Annotated in this window: 17 protein-coding genes and 4 pseudogenes; 2 read left to right on the top strand and 19 right to left on the bottom strand. The window is 74.2% G+C overall.

The features are described 5' to 3' along the window. Positions 1 to 3: 3 nt before the first annotated feature. A complete protein-coding gene (locus DRV85_RS01780; protein ID WP_113287695.1) occupies positions 4 to 1368 on the top strand; it encodes a pyruvate dehydrogenase complex dihydrolipoamide acetyltransferase in 1365 nt (454 codons plus the stop codon). A gap of 229 nt (positions 1369 to 1597) precedes the next feature. On the opposite strand, the gene cysE is transcribed toward DRV85_RS01780, so the two are convergent. Next, the gene (gene cysE, locus DRV85_RS01785; RefSeq protein ID WP_113287696.1) at positions 1598 to 2404 is read right to left on the bottom strand and encodes a serine O-acetyltransferase; all 807 of its coding nucleotides are present in this window, start codon (positions 2402 to 2404) and stop codon (positions 1598 to 1600) included. An 83-nt stretch (positions 2405 to 2487) separates the two neighbouring features. Here cysE and DRV85_RS01790 point away from each other — a divergent pair, with 83 nt between their 5' ends. Next, a complete protein-coding gene (locus DRV85_RS01790) occupies positions 2488 to 2826 on the top strand; it encodes a TraR/DksA family transcriptional regulator (RefSeq protein WP_113287697.1) in 339 nt (112 codons plus the stop codon). A gap of 16 nt (positions 2827 to 2842) precedes the next feature. Here the strand turns inward: DRV85_RS01790 and DRV85_RS01795 are convergent, their stop codons facing one another. The 18 genes and pseudogenes from DRV85_RS01795 to DRV85_RS01875 all read right to left on the bottom strand — a co-directional run bounded on the left by DRV85_RS01795 (position 2843) and on the right by DRV85_RS01875 (position 16256). After that, the gene (locus tag DRV85_RS01795; RefSeq protein WP_113287698.1) at positions 2843 to 3154 is read right to left on the bottom strand and encodes a DUF7742 family protein; all 312 of its coding nucleotides are present in this window, start codon (positions 3152 to 3154) and stop codon (positions 2843 to 2845) included. Then, positions 3154 to 5145, bottom strand: a pseudogene (locus DRV85_RS19770) (baseplate multidomain protein megatron); the annotation flags it as partial. The gene DRV85_RS01795 and the pseudogene DRV85_RS19770, both read right to left, overlap by 1 nt. Positions 5146 to 5172: 27 nt before the next feature. Beyond that, positions 5173 to 5958 (bottom strand): annotated as a pseudogene (locus tag DRV85_RS19775) (glycine-rich domain-containing protein); the annotation flags it as partial. Between the two features lie 18 nt (positions 5959 to 5976). Beyond that, positions 5977 to 7893, bottom strand: a pseudogene (locus DRV85_RS19780) (baseplate multidomain protein megatron); the annotation flags it as partial. 93 nt (positions 7894 to 7986) lie between these two features. Further along, positions 7987 to 8433, bottom strand: a pseudogene (locus DRV85_RS01810) (NlpC/P60 family protein); the annotation flags it as partial. Continuing rightward, complete coding sequence (locus DRV85_RS01815) at positions 8430 to 9308, bottom strand: DUF2163 domain-containing protein (RefSeq protein ID WP_113287700.1); 879 nt, start codon at positions 9306 to 9308, stop codon at positions 8430 to 8432. The pseudogene DRV85_RS01810 and the gene DRV85_RS01815, both read right to left, overlap by 4 nt. Continuing rightward, complete coding sequence (locus DRV85_RS01820; protein ID WP_113287701.1) at positions 9308 to 9940, bottom strand: DUF2460 domain-containing protein; 633 nt, start codon at positions 9938 to 9940, stop codon at positions 9308 to 9310. Before DRV85_RS01820 ends, DRV85_RS01815 begins: the two co-directional genes overlap by 1 nt. A gap of 91 nt (positions 9941 to 10031) precedes the next feature. Further along, positions 10032 to 10697: a phage tail tape measure protein gene (locus tag DRV85_RS01825; protein WP_113287702.1), complete on the bottom strand. Its 666-nt coding sequence runs from the start codon at positions 10695 to 10697 to the stop codon at positions 10032 to 10034. After that, the gene (locus tag DRV85_RS01830) at positions 10690 to 10899 is read right to left on the bottom strand and encodes a rcc01693 family protein (protein ID WP_113287703.1); all 210 of its coding nucleotides are present in this window, start codon (positions 10897 to 10899) and stop codon (positions 10690 to 10692) included. The genes DRV85_RS01825 and DRV85_RS01830 overlap by 8 nt, the downstream gene beginning before the upstream one ends. Continuing rightward, positions 10896 to 11219, bottom strand: coding sequence for a gene transfer agent family protein (locus DRV85_RS01835; RefSeq protein ID WP_113287704.1), 324 nt, complete (start codon positions 11217 to 11219; stop codon positions 10896 to 10898). The genes DRV85_RS01830 and DRV85_RS01835 overlap by 4 nt, the downstream gene beginning before the upstream one ends. Continuing rightward, positions 11219 to 11632 (bottom strand): phage major tail protein, TP901-1 family, encoded by a 414-nt coding sequence (locus tag DRV85_RS01840; protein ID WP_113287705.1) that lies wholly within the window; start codon positions 11630 to 11632, stop codon positions 11219 to 11221. The genes DRV85_RS01835 and DRV85_RS01840 overlap by 1 nt, the downstream gene beginning before the upstream one ends. Positions 11633 to 11654: 22 nt before the next feature. Further along, entirely contained in the window at positions 11655 to 12065 is a 411-nt protein-coding gene (locus tag DRV85_RS01845) for a DUF3168 domain-containing protein (RefSeq protein ID WP_113287706.1), read from the bottom strand. Beyond that, positions 12062 to 12400, bottom strand: a complete 339-nt coding sequence (locus tag DRV85_RS01850; RefSeq protein ID WP_113287707.1) for a head-tail adaptor protein — start codon at positions 12398 to 12400, stop codon at positions 12062 to 12064. The genes DRV85_RS01845 and DRV85_RS01850 overlap by 4 nt, the downstream gene beginning before the upstream one ends. After that, the gene (locus DRV85_RS01855) at positions 12397 to 12993 is read right to left on the bottom strand and encodes a head-tail connector protein (protein ID WP_113287781.1); all 597 of its coding nucleotides are present in this window, start codon (positions 12991 to 12993) and stop codon (positions 12397 to 12399) included. Before DRV85_RS01855 ends, DRV85_RS01850 begins: the two co-directional genes overlap by 4 nt. A 105-nt stretch (positions 12994 to 13098) precedes the next feature. Continuing rightward, a complete protein-coding gene (locus DRV85_RS01860; RefSeq protein ID WP_113287782.1) occupies positions 13099 to 14271 on the bottom strand; it encodes a phage major capsid protein in 1173 nt (390 codons plus the stop codon). A gap of 26 nt (positions 14272 to 14297) precedes the next feature. After that, positions 14298 to 14834, bottom strand: a complete 537-nt coding sequence (locus DRV85_RS01865; protein WP_113287708.1) for an HK97 family phage prohead protease — start codon at positions 14832 to 14834, stop codon at positions 14298 to 14300. A gap of 14 nt (positions 14835 to 14848) precedes the next feature. Then, positions 14849 to 15085, bottom strand: coding sequence for a GTA head formation protein, RCAP_rcc01685 family (locus DRV85_RS01870; RefSeq protein WP_113287709.1), 237 nt, complete (start codon positions 15083 to 15085; stop codon positions 14849 to 14851). Further along, the gene (locus DRV85_RS01875; protein ID WP_113287710.1) at positions 15078 to 16256 is read right to left on the bottom strand and encodes a phage portal protein; all 1179 of its coding nucleotides are present in this window, start codon (positions 16254 to 16256) and stop codon (positions 15078 to 15080) included. Before DRV85_RS01875 ends, DRV85_RS01870 begins: the two co-directional genes overlap by 8 nt. Positions 16257 to 16515: the final 259 nt, after the last annotated feature.

Here is a 16515-nt window from a genome sequence, read left to right on the forward strand (position 1 = left end):
CGCATGTCCACGGAAATCCTGATGCCCGCCCTCTCGCCCACGATGGAGGAGGGCCGGCTCGCGAAATGGCTGGTCAAGGAGGGCGACACCGTCGCCGCCGGCGATCTGCTCGCCGAGATCGAGACCGACAAGGCCACCATGGAATTCGAGGCGGTGGACGAGGGCACCATCGGCAAGCTTCTGGTGGCCGAGGGCACCGACGGCGTGGCCGTCAACACGCCCATCGCGCTGATGCTCGACGAGGGCGAGAGCCCGGAGGATCTGCAAGGCGCACCCGCGCAGGCCGAGCCCGCCCCGAAGCCCGAAGAAGAGACCACACCGGTCGAGACGCAGGCGGCGCAGGCGCCCGCCCAGGGCTATGGCCGCGCGCCCGAACCGCAGACGAAGGCGGAGGTGCCGGGCGACAAGGCCCCGCCCGCGCCCACCGACGCCGAGGGCAAACGCATCCTCGCCTCGCCGCTCGCCCGCCGCATCGCCGAGGCGAAGGGCCTCGACCTGACGCAGCTGAAGGGCTCGGGCCCACGCGGCCGCATCGTGCGCGCCGATGTCGAGGCCGCCGAACCCGCCCGGGCCGCGCCCAGGCGCGAAGCGCCCGAGGCCGCCCCGGCCGCCACGCCGCAGGCCACCCTGCCCGCCGGCCCCTCGGCCGATCAGGTGGCGAGAATGTACGAGGACCGCGAGACCGAAGAGGTCGCGCTCGACGGGATGCGCCGCACGGTGGCCGCGCGGCTCACCGAGGCCAAGCAGACGATCCCGCATTTCTACCTGCGCCGCTCGGTCGACATCGACGCCCTGCTCGCGCTGCGCGCCCAGCTCAACGCCCAGCTGGAGCCCCGCGGCGTGAAGCTCTCGGTCAACGACTTCATCATCAAGGCCTCGGCGCTGGCGCTGCAGGAGGTGCCCGAGGCCAACGCCGTCTGGGCCGGCGACCGCATCCTGCGGCTCGAGCCCTCGGATGTGGCCGTGGCGGTGGCCGTGGATGGCGGCCTCTTCACCCCCGTCCTCAAGGACGCGCACCTCAAGTCGCTCTCGGCGCTGAGCGGCGAAATGAAGGATCTCGCCACCCGCGCCCGCGACCGCAAGCTCGCGCCGCACGAATATGTGGGCGGCAGCTTCGCGGTCTCCAACCTCGGCATGTACGGGATCGAGAACTTCGACGCGGTCATCAATCCGCCGCACGGCGCGATCCTCGCCGTCGGCGCGGGCGTCAAGCAGCCGGTGGTGCGCGACGACGGCGGGATCGGCACCGCCACGATGATGTCGATGACCCTCTCCGTCGATCACCGCGTCATCGACGGCGCGCTCGGCGCGCAGCTGCTCGCGGCCATCGTGGCGCATCTGGAAAACCCTCTGGCGATGCTGGCGTGACCCTGTCGCGCCAACGGGGGCTCTGCGCCATCACGGCCACCACTTGCCGCGCGCCCGGCGCTCGCCCGCGGCACCCGCCATAAAGCCCGCGCCGGGCGCCTTCCCGCGCGCCGATCCCCTGCTTCTTCTTGGTGAAAATATCCCGGGGAGCGCGAGGGGCAGCGCCCCTCGCCCGCACGAAGTGCCAGAGGGAATGCGGCCGCAAGGCCGCACCGCGCCGGCAAGCCGCTCAGTCGCGCGCCAGCAGGTGATCCATCGTGACGGAAGGCTGCGCGCAGCCGGCCTCGCCCACGATACGGGCGGGCACGCCGGCCACGGTCTTCTTCGGCGGTATGTCCTCCAGCACGACGGAGCCCGCCGCGATCCGGCAGCAGTCGCCCACGGTGATGTTGCCCAGCACCTTGGCGCCCGCGCCGATCAGCACGCCGGAGCCGATCTTCGGGTGACGGTCGCTCTCTTCCTTGCCGGTCCCGCCCAGCGTCACCGAGTGCAGCATCGAGACGTTGTCGCCCACCACCGCCGTCTCGCCGATCACGATGGAATGGGCGTGGTCGATCATGATCCCCTGCCCGATCCGCGCGGCCGGGTGGATATCGACGCCGAAAGCCTCCGAGACGCGCATCTGCACGAAATAGGCCAGATCCGCGCGCCCCTCGCGCCAGAGCCAGTGGCCCAGGCGGTAGGCCTGCAGCGCCTGGAAGCCCTTGAAGAACAGCAGCGGCTGCAGGAAGCGGTGGCAGGCCGGGTCGCGGTCGTAGACCGCGGCGATGTCGGCGCGCGCCGCCTGCACGAGGCCCGGATCGGCGGCATGCGCCTCGTCGGCGATCTCGCGCAGGATCTGCTCGGACATCTCGCCCGAGGCGAGCTTCATCGAGATGCGGAAGGCCAGCGCACGGGCAAGCGAGGCGTGGTGCAGCACGCTGGAATGCACCAGCCCGCCCAGAAGCGGCTCGTCGAGGACGGCCTGTTCGGCCTCGTCGCGGATCCGGTCCCAGACGGGATCGAACTTGGCTAGTCTCGCGCGGCTCTCGGCCATGTCCTCTCCTCCCTCGCGGGGCTGGTTGGCTCACCCTAGCAGATCTGATCTAGTCTTGGAACGCATCGGCGGAAAGGGTGGACATGGACGTGACCGACACCGGGGCCGTGCGCGCCCGGCTCGAGGCGCTTCTGGCCGAGCTTGACGCAGGCGACGCGCGCGGGCGCGGCGGCCAGGAGACCGTGGCGCTCGATCAGCAGGCCGTGGGGCGGCTCTCGCGCCAGGACGCGCTGATGTCGCAGTCCATGGCGCGGGCGACGCAGGCCCGGCGCGACGCCGAACGCCGGCGCCTGACCGCCGCCCTCGCCCGGCTGGAGGACGGCGAATACGGCTATTGCGAAGCCTGCGGCGAGCCGATCGCGCCCCGGCGGCTCGAGCTCGACCCGGCCGCGGCGCGCTGCGTGGGCTGCGCCGGGGGGTAAGCGGCCGCGGGGTGCCTCAGCCGCGGCGCCGCGACCGGCGGGCCGGATCGGCGCGCCAGTCTCTCAGGGCGGTGAGCACCGCGACGAGGCAATCGGCATAGTCCGGGTCCGACAAGGGCGGCTCGGGCGGCAGCGGTCGCCGCCGCGCGCAGGTCTGCAGGGCGCCGTTGCCGAGATGCAGATGCGCGCGGCCCTGCCGCTTCATGTAGGCGTGGGCGGCGTGGGCGGTCTCGATCAGGGCGCGGGCGCGGGCCGCGCGCAGCGCGGGCGGCCACTCCAGCAGCGCCCTTGCCGCGGCCGTCACGTCCCCCCAGTGCACGGGCCGCATCAGTCCGGCACCGCCGCCACGGCGAAGGGCCCCGGCCCGTAGCGTGCCGAGATCTGCGCCACCTCGATCCGGCGCGGCCCCGCGCCCGCGTCGGCCGCGCGCTGATCGGCCGGATAGATCCACTCGGGGGCCTCCGTCTGCGCCTCGCGCAGCACCGCGCCGGAGGCGGTGACCCGCACGAGGTAGCGCTCCGCCTCTTCGCCAAGCGGCACCTCGGGCGCCTCCCATCCGTCCCCGTCGATGCGCGTGCGCCGGATCCAGCGCGCGTGCAGTCCGCCATCCGCCTCGGCGAGCCGCAGGTGGCATGGCCGGTAGGGCCGCAACCCCTCGCCCGCAAAGGCCAGGACGCGATGCTGGTAGCTCGGATCGTCGTAGGGCCGTCCGGCCGGCCCGATCCGCCAGTGCCGCGCCACGTCCCTCAGCGCCGGCGAGAGCGCGATCTGCCGGGGCACGCCGTCCATGACGACGACCCAGCTGCCCGCCGGCCACTGGGCCGGCATGATCCCGTCGCTGCCGGCCTGCCCGCGCAGCCGGTGCGAGATCAGCCAGCTGCGCGGGGCGACAAGCTGCGCGTCGCGGAACTGCAGAAGCTCCCAGCCGCCCGCGCTGCCGTCGCCCACCGCGATCAGGTTCTTGCCCGCCAGCAGCCCCGCGTCGTCCGTGGCCGCCAGCGCGCCCGAGATCATCCGCACGCGCAGCGCCGGTCCCCGGTCGATCCGGCCGGACGTCGCGGCGGCCAGCGGGCTCTCGGTCACGCCGATCGCGGCGCGCGCCTCGATCAGCGCGGAGAGCGCATAGCCCTCGTCCTCCGCCGCCTCGTAGAGCGCGACCCGCCCGGGCCAGGGCGTGGCGGTGACGGCGAGGTGCGGCGCATGCGGCGCCTCGTCGCCGCGCATCAGCGGCAGGTCGAGAAAGAGCGGCGTCACCGGCACGGGCGGGACGAAGGGCGCGAGGCGGGCCGGGCGCTCCTCGACCCGCGCCGGCCGGTAGACCGAGGGATCGACGCGCACCGCCTCGACCAGCCGCGCCTCGCCCTGCTCCACCCGGTCGATGCGGAAGCGCGCGCCGCCGTCGATCTGCACCACGTCGCCCGCGCCCAGCGCCCAGGCCGAGGGCGGCAGCGCGAAACGCGCCGTGTCGCGGGCGACCTGCGCCTCGGCCAGCCACCGCTCGGCGACCTGCCGCGCCTCGCCGCGCGTGAGCGCGAGCGGCAGCTCCGTCTCGCGCGCGCTGCGGCCGGGTTCGCCCGGCAGGATCGCCTCCTCGGCCGCGGCCTGGAAATCGCCCTCGGCCAGGGTGAAGCGCAGGCGCACCCGCCCGCTCTGTTCGGCCTCGGCGGCGCGGCCCCGCTCGAGCGTCCCCTCGAGGCGGTCCGACTCCGCCAGCGCCGCGGAGACGACGGGCGCGGCACGGGCGCCCGCGCGCGGCAGGAAGCGCAGCGCGCCGTCGCGCTCGACCGCGTCGAAGCCATGCGCCAGCATCAGCGGCTGCAGCGCCGCGCGGGCCGTGCCGGGCTCGGACACGAGATACCCGCGCACATGACCGTGCAGGCGGGCCGTATCGCAGGCAGAAAGCCCCGCGGCTTCGCAGATCTCGCCCACCACCGAGGAGAGGCTGCGCCCCGAGGCGCGCCCGGAGATCCAGTGGCCGCGCGCGTAGTTGTCGCCGTCGGCCCAGGTCTCGCGCTCGGCCGGGAACCACGGAAAGGGCCGCGCGTCCCATGCCCAGACGAAACAGCGATCCATGTCCACCATGCGCCCGCCGTAGACGCCGGAGACCGGGTTGTTCTCCGGGTCGGACCAGTAGTCCGTGAGCGCGCGGATGTACTGCGCCTGGATCGCCTCGTCGCGCCGCCCGTCCGAGAAATACGGCAGCGCGGACTCGGAGGACTTCGGGTCGAGGAACTTGTTGGGCTGGTTGGTGCCCTTGTCCACCGCCGGACACCCGATCTCGGTGAACCAGACTGGCTTGCTTTCCGGCACCCAGGCGGTCTGCCCCGGCCCGCTGCGGTAGCGGATCACGACGAGGCCAGATCCGCCGGTGCCGCCGGGGATGGTCCTCGCGCCGCCGCCCCCGCCGCCGCCGGTGTTGGGCGCGCCGTCGCGCGCGTTGCCGCTGCCGCCGGAGCCGCCGCCATGCGTCCCGGCGAGCCCCGTTCCGTTGTCCCACCTGCCGCCCGCGCCGCCGCCGGCGATCTGCCGCTCGGTGCCGTCGATCGTGGTGGTGATGCCCGGCCCGCCGGGCGCCCAATCATACCCTGCATCCGGCGCAGGACCGCCCGCGCCGCCGCCCCCGCCGGCGTAGAAGGGGCTGTTGAAGTTGGTCACGTCGCCGCCGTCGTGGCCCAGCCCGCCATCCGGGGAGCCCGGCTGCAGCGCCGAGCCCTTCACCGAGACATATTCGCCCGGCTGGGCGCTGGAGCCGCCGCCGCCGCCCGAGCCGCCGTCCGTCTCGTCGCCGGTCACATCCGCGCCGCCGCGCGTGCCCGAGCCCGGCCCGCCGCCGAGAGCGGTGATTCCGGCGAAGGTGCTGTCCCCGCCGGGCGAGGCCGGCACGGGCCGGGGGTCGGCGTCGCCCCTGATGCCGGCACCGCCCGCGCCGACGGTGACCGGATAGTCGCCCGGCGCCAGCGTGATCGTGCCTTGCACCACGCCCCCGGCGCCGCCGCCGGCCGTGGAGCCGCCGCCTCCGCCGCCGACGAGCAGATAGTCGACCTCGGCCGTCTCGGAGAGATTGAACGTGCCATCTGCGGTAAAGACATGCGCCGTCCAGTCTTCGCCGGAGTCGTCTGTGAAGCTGCGCATCTCGCCACCGCTGCCCAATGGCGCGGTCGCCTCGCGCCCGCCGATGCGGTCGACATGCGGGTTGGACCACCAGTTGCGGATGTCCTTCGGCCGGAACACCCAGGGCTTGCCGTGCGCCCCGTCGGTGATCGGCGTGCGGATCTGCGCCGCGCGGGCCTCCTCGGAGTGGTAGTACCAGTCGTAGCCCTCGCCGCCCTCGATGTTGGACTTGAGGTAATCGAGGTCGTGGACCGCGCCCCAGTGCGCGTCGAGGTGATCCTCGCCCTCGCGCCAGTCGGAGAGCGGCAGGTAGTTGTCGATGCCCACGAAGTCGATCTCGGGGTCCGCCCAGAGCGGATCGAGATGGTAGTAGAAGTCGCCGGGCGCGTCGGGCGGCTGGTAGCCGGAATACTCCGACCAGTCCGCGGCGTAGCCCAGCTTCACCTCCGGCCCGAGCAGCGCGCGCACCTCCCGCGCGAGCGCGCGCAGCGCCTCGACGGCCGGGAAGCCCTGCGCGCCCCGGATCTGCGTGAGCCCGCGCATCTCCGTGCCGATGCAGAAGGCCTCCACCCCGCCCGCGGCCGCGCAGAGCGCCGCATAGTGCAGGATGAAGCGGCGGAAGCTCCATTCCTCCGGGCCGTGATAGCTCACCGCGCCGTCGCCCGGCGTGAAATCCGACGCGGCCGCGGTGCCGAAGAAGGCCGCCACCTCGGCGTCGGCCTGGGCGGTGCCGTCGGGCGTGCCCGCCCGCCCCGGCGCGACCGAGGCGGTGATCCGCCCGCGCCAGGGCAGGACCGGCTGGCCCTCGGCCCCGGTCCAGGGGTCGGGCAGCGTGTTGCCCTCGGTCTGGGTCATCAGGACGAAGGGATAGAAGAGCGCCGCGCGCCCGCTCTCGCGGATCGCGCGGATCGCCTGCACCACCGCGGCATCGGCCGGCGTGCCGCCGTAGAGCGCGCGCCCCTCCGCCATCGGGACCAGGCCCGCCGCGGCGCGGGAGAGCCCCGCGACGCGCCAGGGCATCCCCTTGCCGTCCGCCTCGCGCTGCTCGACGAGCGGTTGGAGCCTGCAATCGCCGCAGCGCAGGTCGTCGCCGAACCAGCTCACCACCAGCGAGACCGCCCCGCACGCGGGCAGCTCGCGGCCCAGCGCATCGAGCGAGGCGGGCAGATCCGGCACGCCCAGGGGCGTGTTGACGTTGGCCATCCGCCAGGCGCCCGGTCCCTCGGGCAGCGCGACCGGCTGCGTGGCCAGCGCGTATTCGCCCGTGCCGGGGATCAGCGCGACGCCGCGCACCGATCCCGCCACGCTCGCCTCCGCGCCCGCGCGGGCGGGCTGTTCGTGGCGAATGACCTCGAAGCTGAACTGCGGGATGCGGTTGCCGAACCGCGCGAGGTCGAGATCCTCGATCACCACATAGGCGGTGCCGCGATAGGCGGGCACCGCCCCGGCCCCCTCGATGGCCTCGATCAGCGGGTCGGGCATCTGGTCGCGCGCGCCCGAATGCACGCGCATCTCGAGGTCGGCCGGCGCGATCTCGGCGCCGTCGGCCCAGGTCCGGCCCACGCCCGCGATCTCGCCCTCGCAGAGGGCGATGCCGAGGCTCACGCGATAGCTGTGATGCGTGACCGTGGGCGCCGCGGGCGCGCCCTTGCCGCCGCCGCCTTCCGTCGTGACGACCTCGGTGAAGCGGCTCGCCCAGATGACGTGCCCGCCCACGCGCATCCGCCCGAAGACGCGCGGGATCGGGTCGCCCTCGCCCGCGCCCGTCAGGCGGATCCGCTCCAGCCGGCCGGTCTCGACCGCCTCGGCGCCCTCGCCCAGAAGCCGCTGGTCGATCGCGCGGCCGGCGGCGGCCCCCAGGAAACGGCCCGCGGCGGTCATCGACAGGCCCAGCACGGTCCCGCCCAGCGAGCTGCCCAGCGCCGCCCCGGCGGCGGAAAGAAGGATCGTCGCCATTCACGCGCTCCCGTCTGCATCCCCGCGCCGACAAGGCGTTTGCAAACGCCTTGCAAGCGCCTTGCAAGGCGCTTGGCCCCCGGAGCCCTCGTCCGCAGATTCGGGAAACCGGAAACGCGCCACGATCCGGCGCGCCCAGGCGGGGCCAAGCGCGCTTTCGACCACGCCGCGCCCCGAGTAGGCGTGGATCACCGTGGGCGCCGCGCCCGCGCGCCCCTGGATCCCGAGGTGCTTCGCCACTGCGCCCGCGCGCATCCGGAAAAGCAGCACGTCGCCCGGCGCGGCCCGCTGCAGCGGCACCTCGCGCAGGTTGGCGCGCGCCGCGGCCCAGAGCCTTTCCTCGCCTGCAGGCTCGGACCAGTCGCGCGTGTAGGGCGGCACCGCCGCCGGCTCGGCGCCCACGACCTCGCGCCAGACGCCGCGGATGAGCCCCAGGCAATCGGCGCCCGCGCCTTTCGCGCTCGCCTGATGCACGTATGGCGTACCGATCCAGCCCCGCGCCGCGGCCACGACCCGCGCGCCCCGTGTCTCTTCCGTCATCTGCGGCTCCCCCCGCCGGTCTCGCCCGACTGCGCCGGATGCACCGTCACCCAGTCGGCCGCCGGCAGGTCCGGAAACCCGCGGTAGTTCGCCGCGTTCGCGAACTTGAGGCGGCAGGTCTCGAACCGTTTGTCGCAGCCCGCCTCGAGCCGCAGCGCATCCCCCGGCGCCGGCGCCGCCCCGAGGGGCGTCCAGAGCTCGACGACCCGCGCATCCCCGTCCGAGACGTCGCGCTTCACGCTGCCCGAGAGCCCGGCGGCGGCCCCGTCCAGCACGGTGAGACGGCCGCGCGCGAACCACTCCGGCGGAAACCCCGCGAGCGGCGGAAACCGGAAGACGCGCCCTGCCTCGACGGCGCGGGCCGGCCCCTCGTGCCGGTAGCCCGGATCGGAGAGATCCACGCCGCAGTCGGCGTCCCCCAGAACGGCGGCGCAGGGCTTCTGGTAGACCCGGCCGCCGGGGCGGTTGAGCACCTCCGCGAGCCCGCGCAGCTCGGCGTGAAAGGCGCCCTCGGCGCGCCGCAGCTCGCCGATGCTGCCGCGGAACACGAGCTGACGCCGCGCCGGATCGGTCCAGTCGACGAGCCAGGCGCGCACCGCGGCGCCGTCGTAGCGGCCCGCCGCGATGTCCTCCTCGGTGATCGCCGCGTCCGAGAGCGCGCCCAGCGCCTCGGTGTTGTCCACGGAAAGCCCGGTGGTCTGCTGAAGCGCCGCGGCCGAAAGCCCGGTCTCGGGGCGAAACTCCACGCCCTCGAAGACCAGCCGCCGGTCGTGGTCGGTGAAGCCCAGGGTGACGCCGTCGGCGCGCGTCACCGCCCAGCAGCGGGCGACCGTGGTCGCGCCGCCCGCCAGATGCGCCTGCAATCCCGCCTGCATCAGACCCGGACCTCCACCACCGGCACGGAGGGCAGATCGCCGGCGCGGAAGCTCGCCACGCCGGTCTGGATCGTGTCGGTGTCGAAGCGCACCGGCACGTCGAACTCGAAGCCCGCGGTGATCTGCATGCCCTCCGAGGGCGCGCGCACCAGCGTCACGGTGCCGGTCGTCACGTCGACCTCGAAATCCACGCCCTCGCGCAGCGCGTCGCCCTGCACGGCCAGGCGCACGCTGCCCGCCACCGGCTTGGCGATCGGCCGCTCGTAGACGGCTTCGCCCGAGCGGTAGCGTTTGACCAGCCGGAACGTGGTCGTCTCGCCGTCGCCGTCTCCGATCAGCTGGTCGGTGGGCGAAGGCGCGCGGCTGGGCCGGCAGGACTTGAAATCGGACCAGTCCTTCCAGCGGAAGCCGTGCAGCCGGCCGCGCCGCGCCTCGAAGAAGGCCACCAGCGCCTCGATGTCGTCGAGCAAGCGCAGGCCCACGCCCGCGTCGTAGCGGCGGCGCGACTGTTCCCAGGGCGTGTTGCGCTCCTCGTGGCCGGAGGCGAGCGTGACGACCTCTGTCCGGCGCTCGGGGCCGCCCACGGAGCCGAAGCTCAGGTTGGGCGGGAAGCGGACCTCGTGGAAACTCATGCGCGGGCTCCTTGCGTCTGCGACACGGGGGGCGCTGCCCCCGTCCGGCTGCGCCGGACTCCCCCGGGGTATTGGGGGACCATTGAAAGGCTCAGCGGATGCGCTGCCCGCGGGCGAGCGCGCGGGTCACTTCGGCGGCGATCTGGGTGCGCGAGCGGCGGAAGCCCTCGACATCCGGCGTGGCGACACTGACGGTCACCGAGACCGGCCGCCCGGCGCCCGAGGACTGCACGCCCAGCCGGCCGTCGGCGCCGCGCGCGAGCGGCAGGATCGCCTCGGGCCCCGCCTCGCCCATCAGCCCCCAGCCGCCGCGCATGGGAAAGCGCGTGGCCTGCTGGACGACCCCGCCATTGGCGAAGGGCATGACGCGCCCCTGCGCGAAGCCGGCGCCCTTGCCGAAGCCGGTCATCCCGCCGAAGAGCCCGCCCGCGACATCGGTGACCAGACCCGCGACGTGGTCGGTCGCCGGCTTCACCGCCGCGGAATAGGCGGCGTCGACCAGCGCGCGGCCCACCTGGCCCAGCGCCTCCGAGAGCTTCGCCCCGTCGAAGACCGCCCCGTCGATCGCCCGGCGCAGGCCGCGGGAGAGCGCGCTTTCGAGCCGCTGCGCGCCCTTGCCCGTGGCGGCGAAGGTTTCGTGGATGCGCCGCAGTTCGGCGTCGAAGCCGGCGGCGACGCCCGCGGTGGCGCCGAGGCGCGTCTCCAGCGCGTCGAGCGCCTCGGCGAGCGCGTCCGCGTCGTCTTCTGTCTCAGCCATTCGCGTGCTCCTCGCTCGCCAGGTCGTCCGGATAGGCGGCCATCAGCGCGTCGAGCCGCGCGCGGCCCATTGGCGCATGCCCGCTCCCCGTGCCCAGCATCACCGCCAGTTCGGCGGGCGTGAGCGCCCAGAACTCCGCCGGGCGCAGGCCCAGGCGGCCGATCCCGGCGCGCATCAAGGCGGCCCAGTCGACGCGGCTCATCGCGCCTCCTCCGGCGGCAGGAAGGCGCGCGCCAGAAGCTCCGCCGCGGCGCGCGCGGCGGCCATCGGCCCGCCCTCGATCTCGGCACGGCGCAGGTCGGCTGCCGCCCCCTCCCACCCGCCGCCGCGCAGGCCCGCCACGATCACGGCGAGCACGTCGCGCCCCGAGAAGCGCCCGCTCTCGAAGCGGGCCGCGAGATCCACCAGACTGTCCGCGCCCAGCGCCTCCTCCAGCTCGGCCAGCGCGCCCAGGGTCAGCCGCATCACCTGCGGCGCCCCGTCGATCACCAGCGTCACCTCTCCGCGATAGGGATTGGCCATCACAGCGCCGTGAAGCTGAGCGCGCCGGCCGAGGCGAGGGCGATCTCGTAGGTCGCCTCGCCGTCGTGGGTGCCGGCATATTCCAGCCCCGTCACCTGGAAGGGGCCCGCGACGGTGCCGAAGCCGGGGATCACCACCTGGAACTCCGGCGTCTCGCCGTCGAAGAAGATCTGCCGCGCGCGCTCGTCGGTGTCGGCGTCGCGGAAGACGCCCGACCCGGCGATGGAGGCCGATTTCACCCCCGCCCCGGCCAGCAGTTCGCGCCAGCCGCCCTGGCTTTCGAGGCTGGTGACATCCACCTGCTCGGCGTTGAAGGACAGACGCGTGGCGCGCAGCCCCGCGACGGTCTGGAACTGGCCGTCGCCGGTCAGGTCCACCTTGATCAGAAGATCCTTGCCGCTCTGGGCGCCCATGATCTCGTTCTCCTCGGGTTGGTCAGTCCGCCGCGAGCCGCGCGCGGAAGGTCAGGTCGATCCGCCGGCCGCGGCCGCGGCCGCCCCGGCGCGCCGTCGCCCGGCGGAAGTGCAGGTTCACGACGCGGCCGTGGGCCAAGGCGAGCGGCGCGGCCAGCAGCGCGTCCGAGACCGCCGCCGCCGCCGCTTTCACCGCGTGGAAGCTGTCACGCGCGCCCGCCACGGTGATCTGCAGGTCGTGCAGCGCGCCCGCACCGCTGGCGTCCGACCGGTCGCGCACCGTCTCGGGGCCGAGCGCCACGTAGACGGGCGGCAGGCGGCCGGCGGGCAGGTCGTCGTGGATGTTGTCGCCCACCAGGGCGGCGAGCGCCGGGTCGGTCGAAAGCCGCTGATAGACAGCTTCCTGCAGCGCGGCGGCCAGGGCGTAGCTCATGGCGCGAGTTCCTCCTCGGCGAAGCAGGTGAGGTAGCGGCCTTCGGGGTCGGCCTCGGCCACGGCGAGGATGCGCCAGACGCGCGCGCCCTCGCGGAACCGCTGGCCGGGGCGCGGGCGCGCCTCGCAGCCCGGCGGCGCGGCGCGCACGGTGATGCGGTGGGCAGTCGTGGCCAGAGCCTGCGCCGCGCCGGAGCTCTCGCGGGCCTGGCGCGGCGCGACCGCGGCCCAGAGGGTGCCCAGCGCCACCCAGCCTTCGGTCACGCCGCCGGCGCCGTCCGGCGCCTCGACCGGCGCCTCGAGCACCAGCGCGCGATTGAGACGGGGCGCGCTCATGCAGCCCCTCCCGCCCCCAGACGCAGCGCGCGCCAGGGGCCCAGGAGCCCGGCGACTCCGGCGGGCATCGCCGCCTCGCCCAGCGCGCCCGCGTCGCGGTATTCGTAGTAATGCGCTGCCAGCAGCAGGACCGCCTGCCGCAGATCGGCGGGCACCGCGGCCCAGTCGGCGCCGAAGCCCGCGGTGAAGCGGATCACGCCCGCGCCGCGCGCGGGGATCGCGGGCAGCGCGAGGCCGGCCGGCCGCAACACGGGGCTGTGGTGGTCCGCCTCCAGCCACCAGCGCGCGGGATCCACCGCGCTTTCCTCTCCGGCCGCGTCGCGCAGCGCCAGTTCCGTCACGCTGGCCACCGGCGCCAGCGGCAGGGGCTGGCCGCCCGGATCGCGCCAGGCCGGCAGGATCAGCGCGAAGCCCCGCGCCAGCAGGATCTTGCCCGTGCGCGCCTCGATCGCGGCGATGGCGGCGCGCAGCGTGGCCTCCAGCACCGGGCCCTGCAGGTCGTCCTGCGAAAACCCGGTGCCGAGGCGCAAATGCGCGCGGAACGCCTCCACCGGCAGGGCCGCGGGATCGAGCGGCGTCTCTTCGATCAGCATGAATGACATCTCCGGATGGTCCCGCCCCGCCGGGGCCGAATACGGAGGCGCGCGCGGCCGGTCGCCCGGCCTGCCCCGGGCGCGCGCCCCCTCTCTCGCCGCGAATCAGACCGCGGCGAAGCGCAGCAGCTTGATCGCCGCGAAGTCGGTCACGTCGCCGCCCACGCGCTTGGTCGCGTAGAACAGGACGTGCGGCTTGGCGCTGAAGGGATCGCGCAGTACCCGCAGGTCCGGCCGCTCGGCCACGGTGTAGCCTGCGCGGAAATCGCCGAAGGCGATGGCGTCTGCGCCGCTGGCGATGTCGGGCATGTCCTCGGCGATCAGCACCGGATAGCCCAGGAGCCGCGCGGGCTCGCCCGCCGCCAGTCCGTCGGACCACAGGAAGCGCCCGTCGTTGTCCTTGAGCTTGCGCACGGCGCCCGCGGTGCGCGAGTTCATCACGAAATGCGCGTTGGCGCGGTAGCGCGCGCCCAGCGCATAGACCAGGTCGATCACCGCCTCGGCGCCGGCGAAGGCGCCGTCCGCGCCGCTGGCGATATAGCCCAGGCTGTCCCAGGCCCAGCTCGCCTGCGGCACCGCCGGGTGCGCGAGGAAACCGGTGGGCTTGTCGGTGCCGTCGCCGGCGACGAAGGCCGCGGCCTCGGCGCGCGCGAACTTCTCCGCGATGCGACCCGCGAGCCAGCCCTCGATGTCGAAGGCCGCGTCGTCGAGCAGCCGCTGGCTGATCTTGGGCAGCGCCGAGAGCTCGTGCAGCGGGATCGAGATCCGGTCGATCTGCGGCGTGCCGGTCTCGGCGGCCGGGTCCGTCTCGGTCGCCCAGCCCGCACCCACCTCGGTGGTGTCCACCAGCACGTCATAGGCCGTGGCCTCGACATGCACGACATTGGCGATCTGGCGGATCGAGGCCGAGGAATTCAGCACGCCGCGGATCGTCTCGGCGGTCTCGGGGTCCACCAGATAGCCGCCGTCGGCCGCCACCGAGGACGACATCGCCTTGCCCTCCAGTTCCAGGCCCCGCAGCCCGTCGTCGTCGCCCGAGCGCAGGTAGGCGCCGAAGGCCTTGGTGTGGGGCGCGGCCTCGTCGGCGGCGCGGGCGAGCGCCGGGCGCGCCGGGCTCTGCATCTTGCGATCAAGCATGGTCAGTCGCTCTTCCTGCTGTTGAAGCCGCGCGTGAATTCCCTCCCGGAACTCCGCGAAATCCCTGGCGAACCCCGCAACCGCGCGCTTCACCTCCGCGACCGGCGCAAGGGTCGCGCCGCTCTCCGTCGTCTCCGTCATCTCCACCTCCGGATTGCCCTGCGCCCTCATTCGCGCGTCTCTCCCAGCGCCGCCCGCGCGGCGCGGAACCCCTCGGCCAGCGCGCGCAGCGCCTCGGCCGTGCCGTCCTCCTTGGCGGCCACGCGGGCGGATGGCAGCATCGGGAAGGTCACCAGCGACACCTCCCAGAGCTCGACCTCGGTCAGCACCCGGCCCGCGCCGCGCCGCTCGGCCTGCACCGTGCGGTAGCCGATCGAGAGCCCCTCGATCGCGCCTGCGCGCAGCAGCGCCGCCGCCTCGCGGCCGCGCGCCACCTCCGTCAGCAGGCGGCCCTTCACGAACAGCCCGCGCGCGTCCTCGCGCAGCTCCTCCCAGACGCCGATCGGCTGCGCGGGATCGTGCTGCCACAGCATCCGCACGCGGCGCCCGGCTGCCCCGAAACGCGCGAGCGAGGCCGCGAAGGCGCCCGGCGCCACCGCATCGCCGCCCTGGTCCGCCGCGCCGAAGAGGCTGGCGTAGCCCTCGATCCGCGCGTCGCCCCCCAGCGCCACCTCGGCGCCCGCGTATTTCCGCTCGAGTTCCATCTGCGGCCCCTCCCTTACGGCGTCACCTGCACCATCGACTGCACCGCCTGGGCAAGGATCATCCCCACGACGCCGTAGACGCTGATCCAGAGCCGCCGCTCCAGCCGTTCCATCATCGCCTCGATCTTCTCGAGCCGCCGGTGCACCGTCTCGAACTGCAGCCGCGCCATCGCCTGATGCGCCTCGAGCCGCAGCGCGGGTGCGCAATCCTGCGCCTCGAAACCGAAGCGCTCGCCGGGGCGGTCAGTCATCGCCCGCCTCCTGCGGCACCGGCGGAAGCCCCAGCAGCCGCCGCTTCTCGGCATCGGTCAGGAATTCGGCGGCGCCTACCCGCGCCCATTGCGCGTCGCGCTCAGCGGCCAGCGCCGGCACCTGGTCGAGGTCGGGCCGCAGCTCCAGCGGCGCGCCGAAATGATCCGAGAGCCAGTCGCCCAGCGCCGCCATCACCCGGCTCGCCAGGGGCACCACCGTCAGGCGAAAGAAGGCGCGGTTCGCCTCCTGGTAGTTCGCATAGGTCGCGTCCCCCGGCAGCCCCAGCAGCATCGGCGGCACGCCGAAGGCCAGCGCGATCTCGCGCGCCGCGGCCTCCTTGGTCTTCTGGAACTCCATGTCCGAGGGCGAGAAGCCCATCGGCTTCCAGTCGAGCCCGCCGTCGAGCAGCATGGGTCGGCCTGCGTTGCGCGCGCCCTGGTGATAGCTCTCCATCTCCGCCACCAGCCGGTCGTATTGCTCGGGCGAGAGTCCGCCGGCCCCGTCCGCGCCGCGATAGACGATCGCGCCCGAGGGCCGCGCGGCATTGTCCAGAAGCGCCTTGGACCAGCGCGAGGCGGCGTTGTGCACGTCGATCGCCTGCGCCGCGGCCTGCAGCGGCGAGAGGCCGTAGTGGTCGTCCTGCGGATGAAAGCTGCGCAGGTGACAGACCGGGCCGGGCCGGGCCGTGGCATCGAAGCGATGCGTCCGGCCCGCCACGGTGTAGTCGAAACCCGCGGGCCAGCCGTCCGGCCCCGGCACCACCCGCATCCGGTCCGAGCGCAGGACGTGCAGCTCGGCCGGCGCGCCCTCCGCACCCGCCACCGCCTCCATGTAGGCGTCGCCGGTCAGCAGAAGCTGGCCGTAGAAAGCCTCAAGAAGTTCCGCCCGCCCCTGCGCCGGATTGGGCCGGCGCAGCAGCGCCAGCAGCGGATGCGCCGCGTAGCGCCGCGTCGCGTCCTGCAGCACCAGCGGCAGCGCCGCGGCCGATTCTGCGATCAGCTTGACCGCGCGAAAGCCCACCGGGTTGCCGGCAAAGCCCGTGCGCGCCAGCGCCCCGGTCTCGCGCGGGCTCCAGGCGACGCGCCCCGCACCCGCCCAGGCGATGACCGGCGCGGCGGCGCTGGCCTTGGCCTCGGGCACGGTCGGGCGGCGGCGAAAGGGAAAGACCATCGGCGGCGGCTCCTTCGGGTGTCTCGGGCGCCGGGCAGGCCGCGCGCCGTCTTCGGGAGCCCTTCTAGGCCGCCCAGATTAACCCTGCGAAAGCCCGCCGCACGCTCCACCGCGCATCAGCGCAACGCCCCCCCCCTGCTTCTTCTTAGAGACAAACACTCCGGGGGAGTCGGCCGCAGGCCGACGGGGGCAGAGCCCCCCGGCAGGCGCTGCCTCCCGGCGCAGGTCCGGTCCTTCCTCTTGCCTGAAATACCCCGGG

The organism is Rhodosalinus halophilus (genome assembly GCF_003298775.1).
Classification (GTDB): Bacteria; Pseudomonadota; Alphaproteobacteria; order Rhodobacterales; family Rhodobacteraceae; genus Rhodosalinus; species Rhodosalinus halophilus.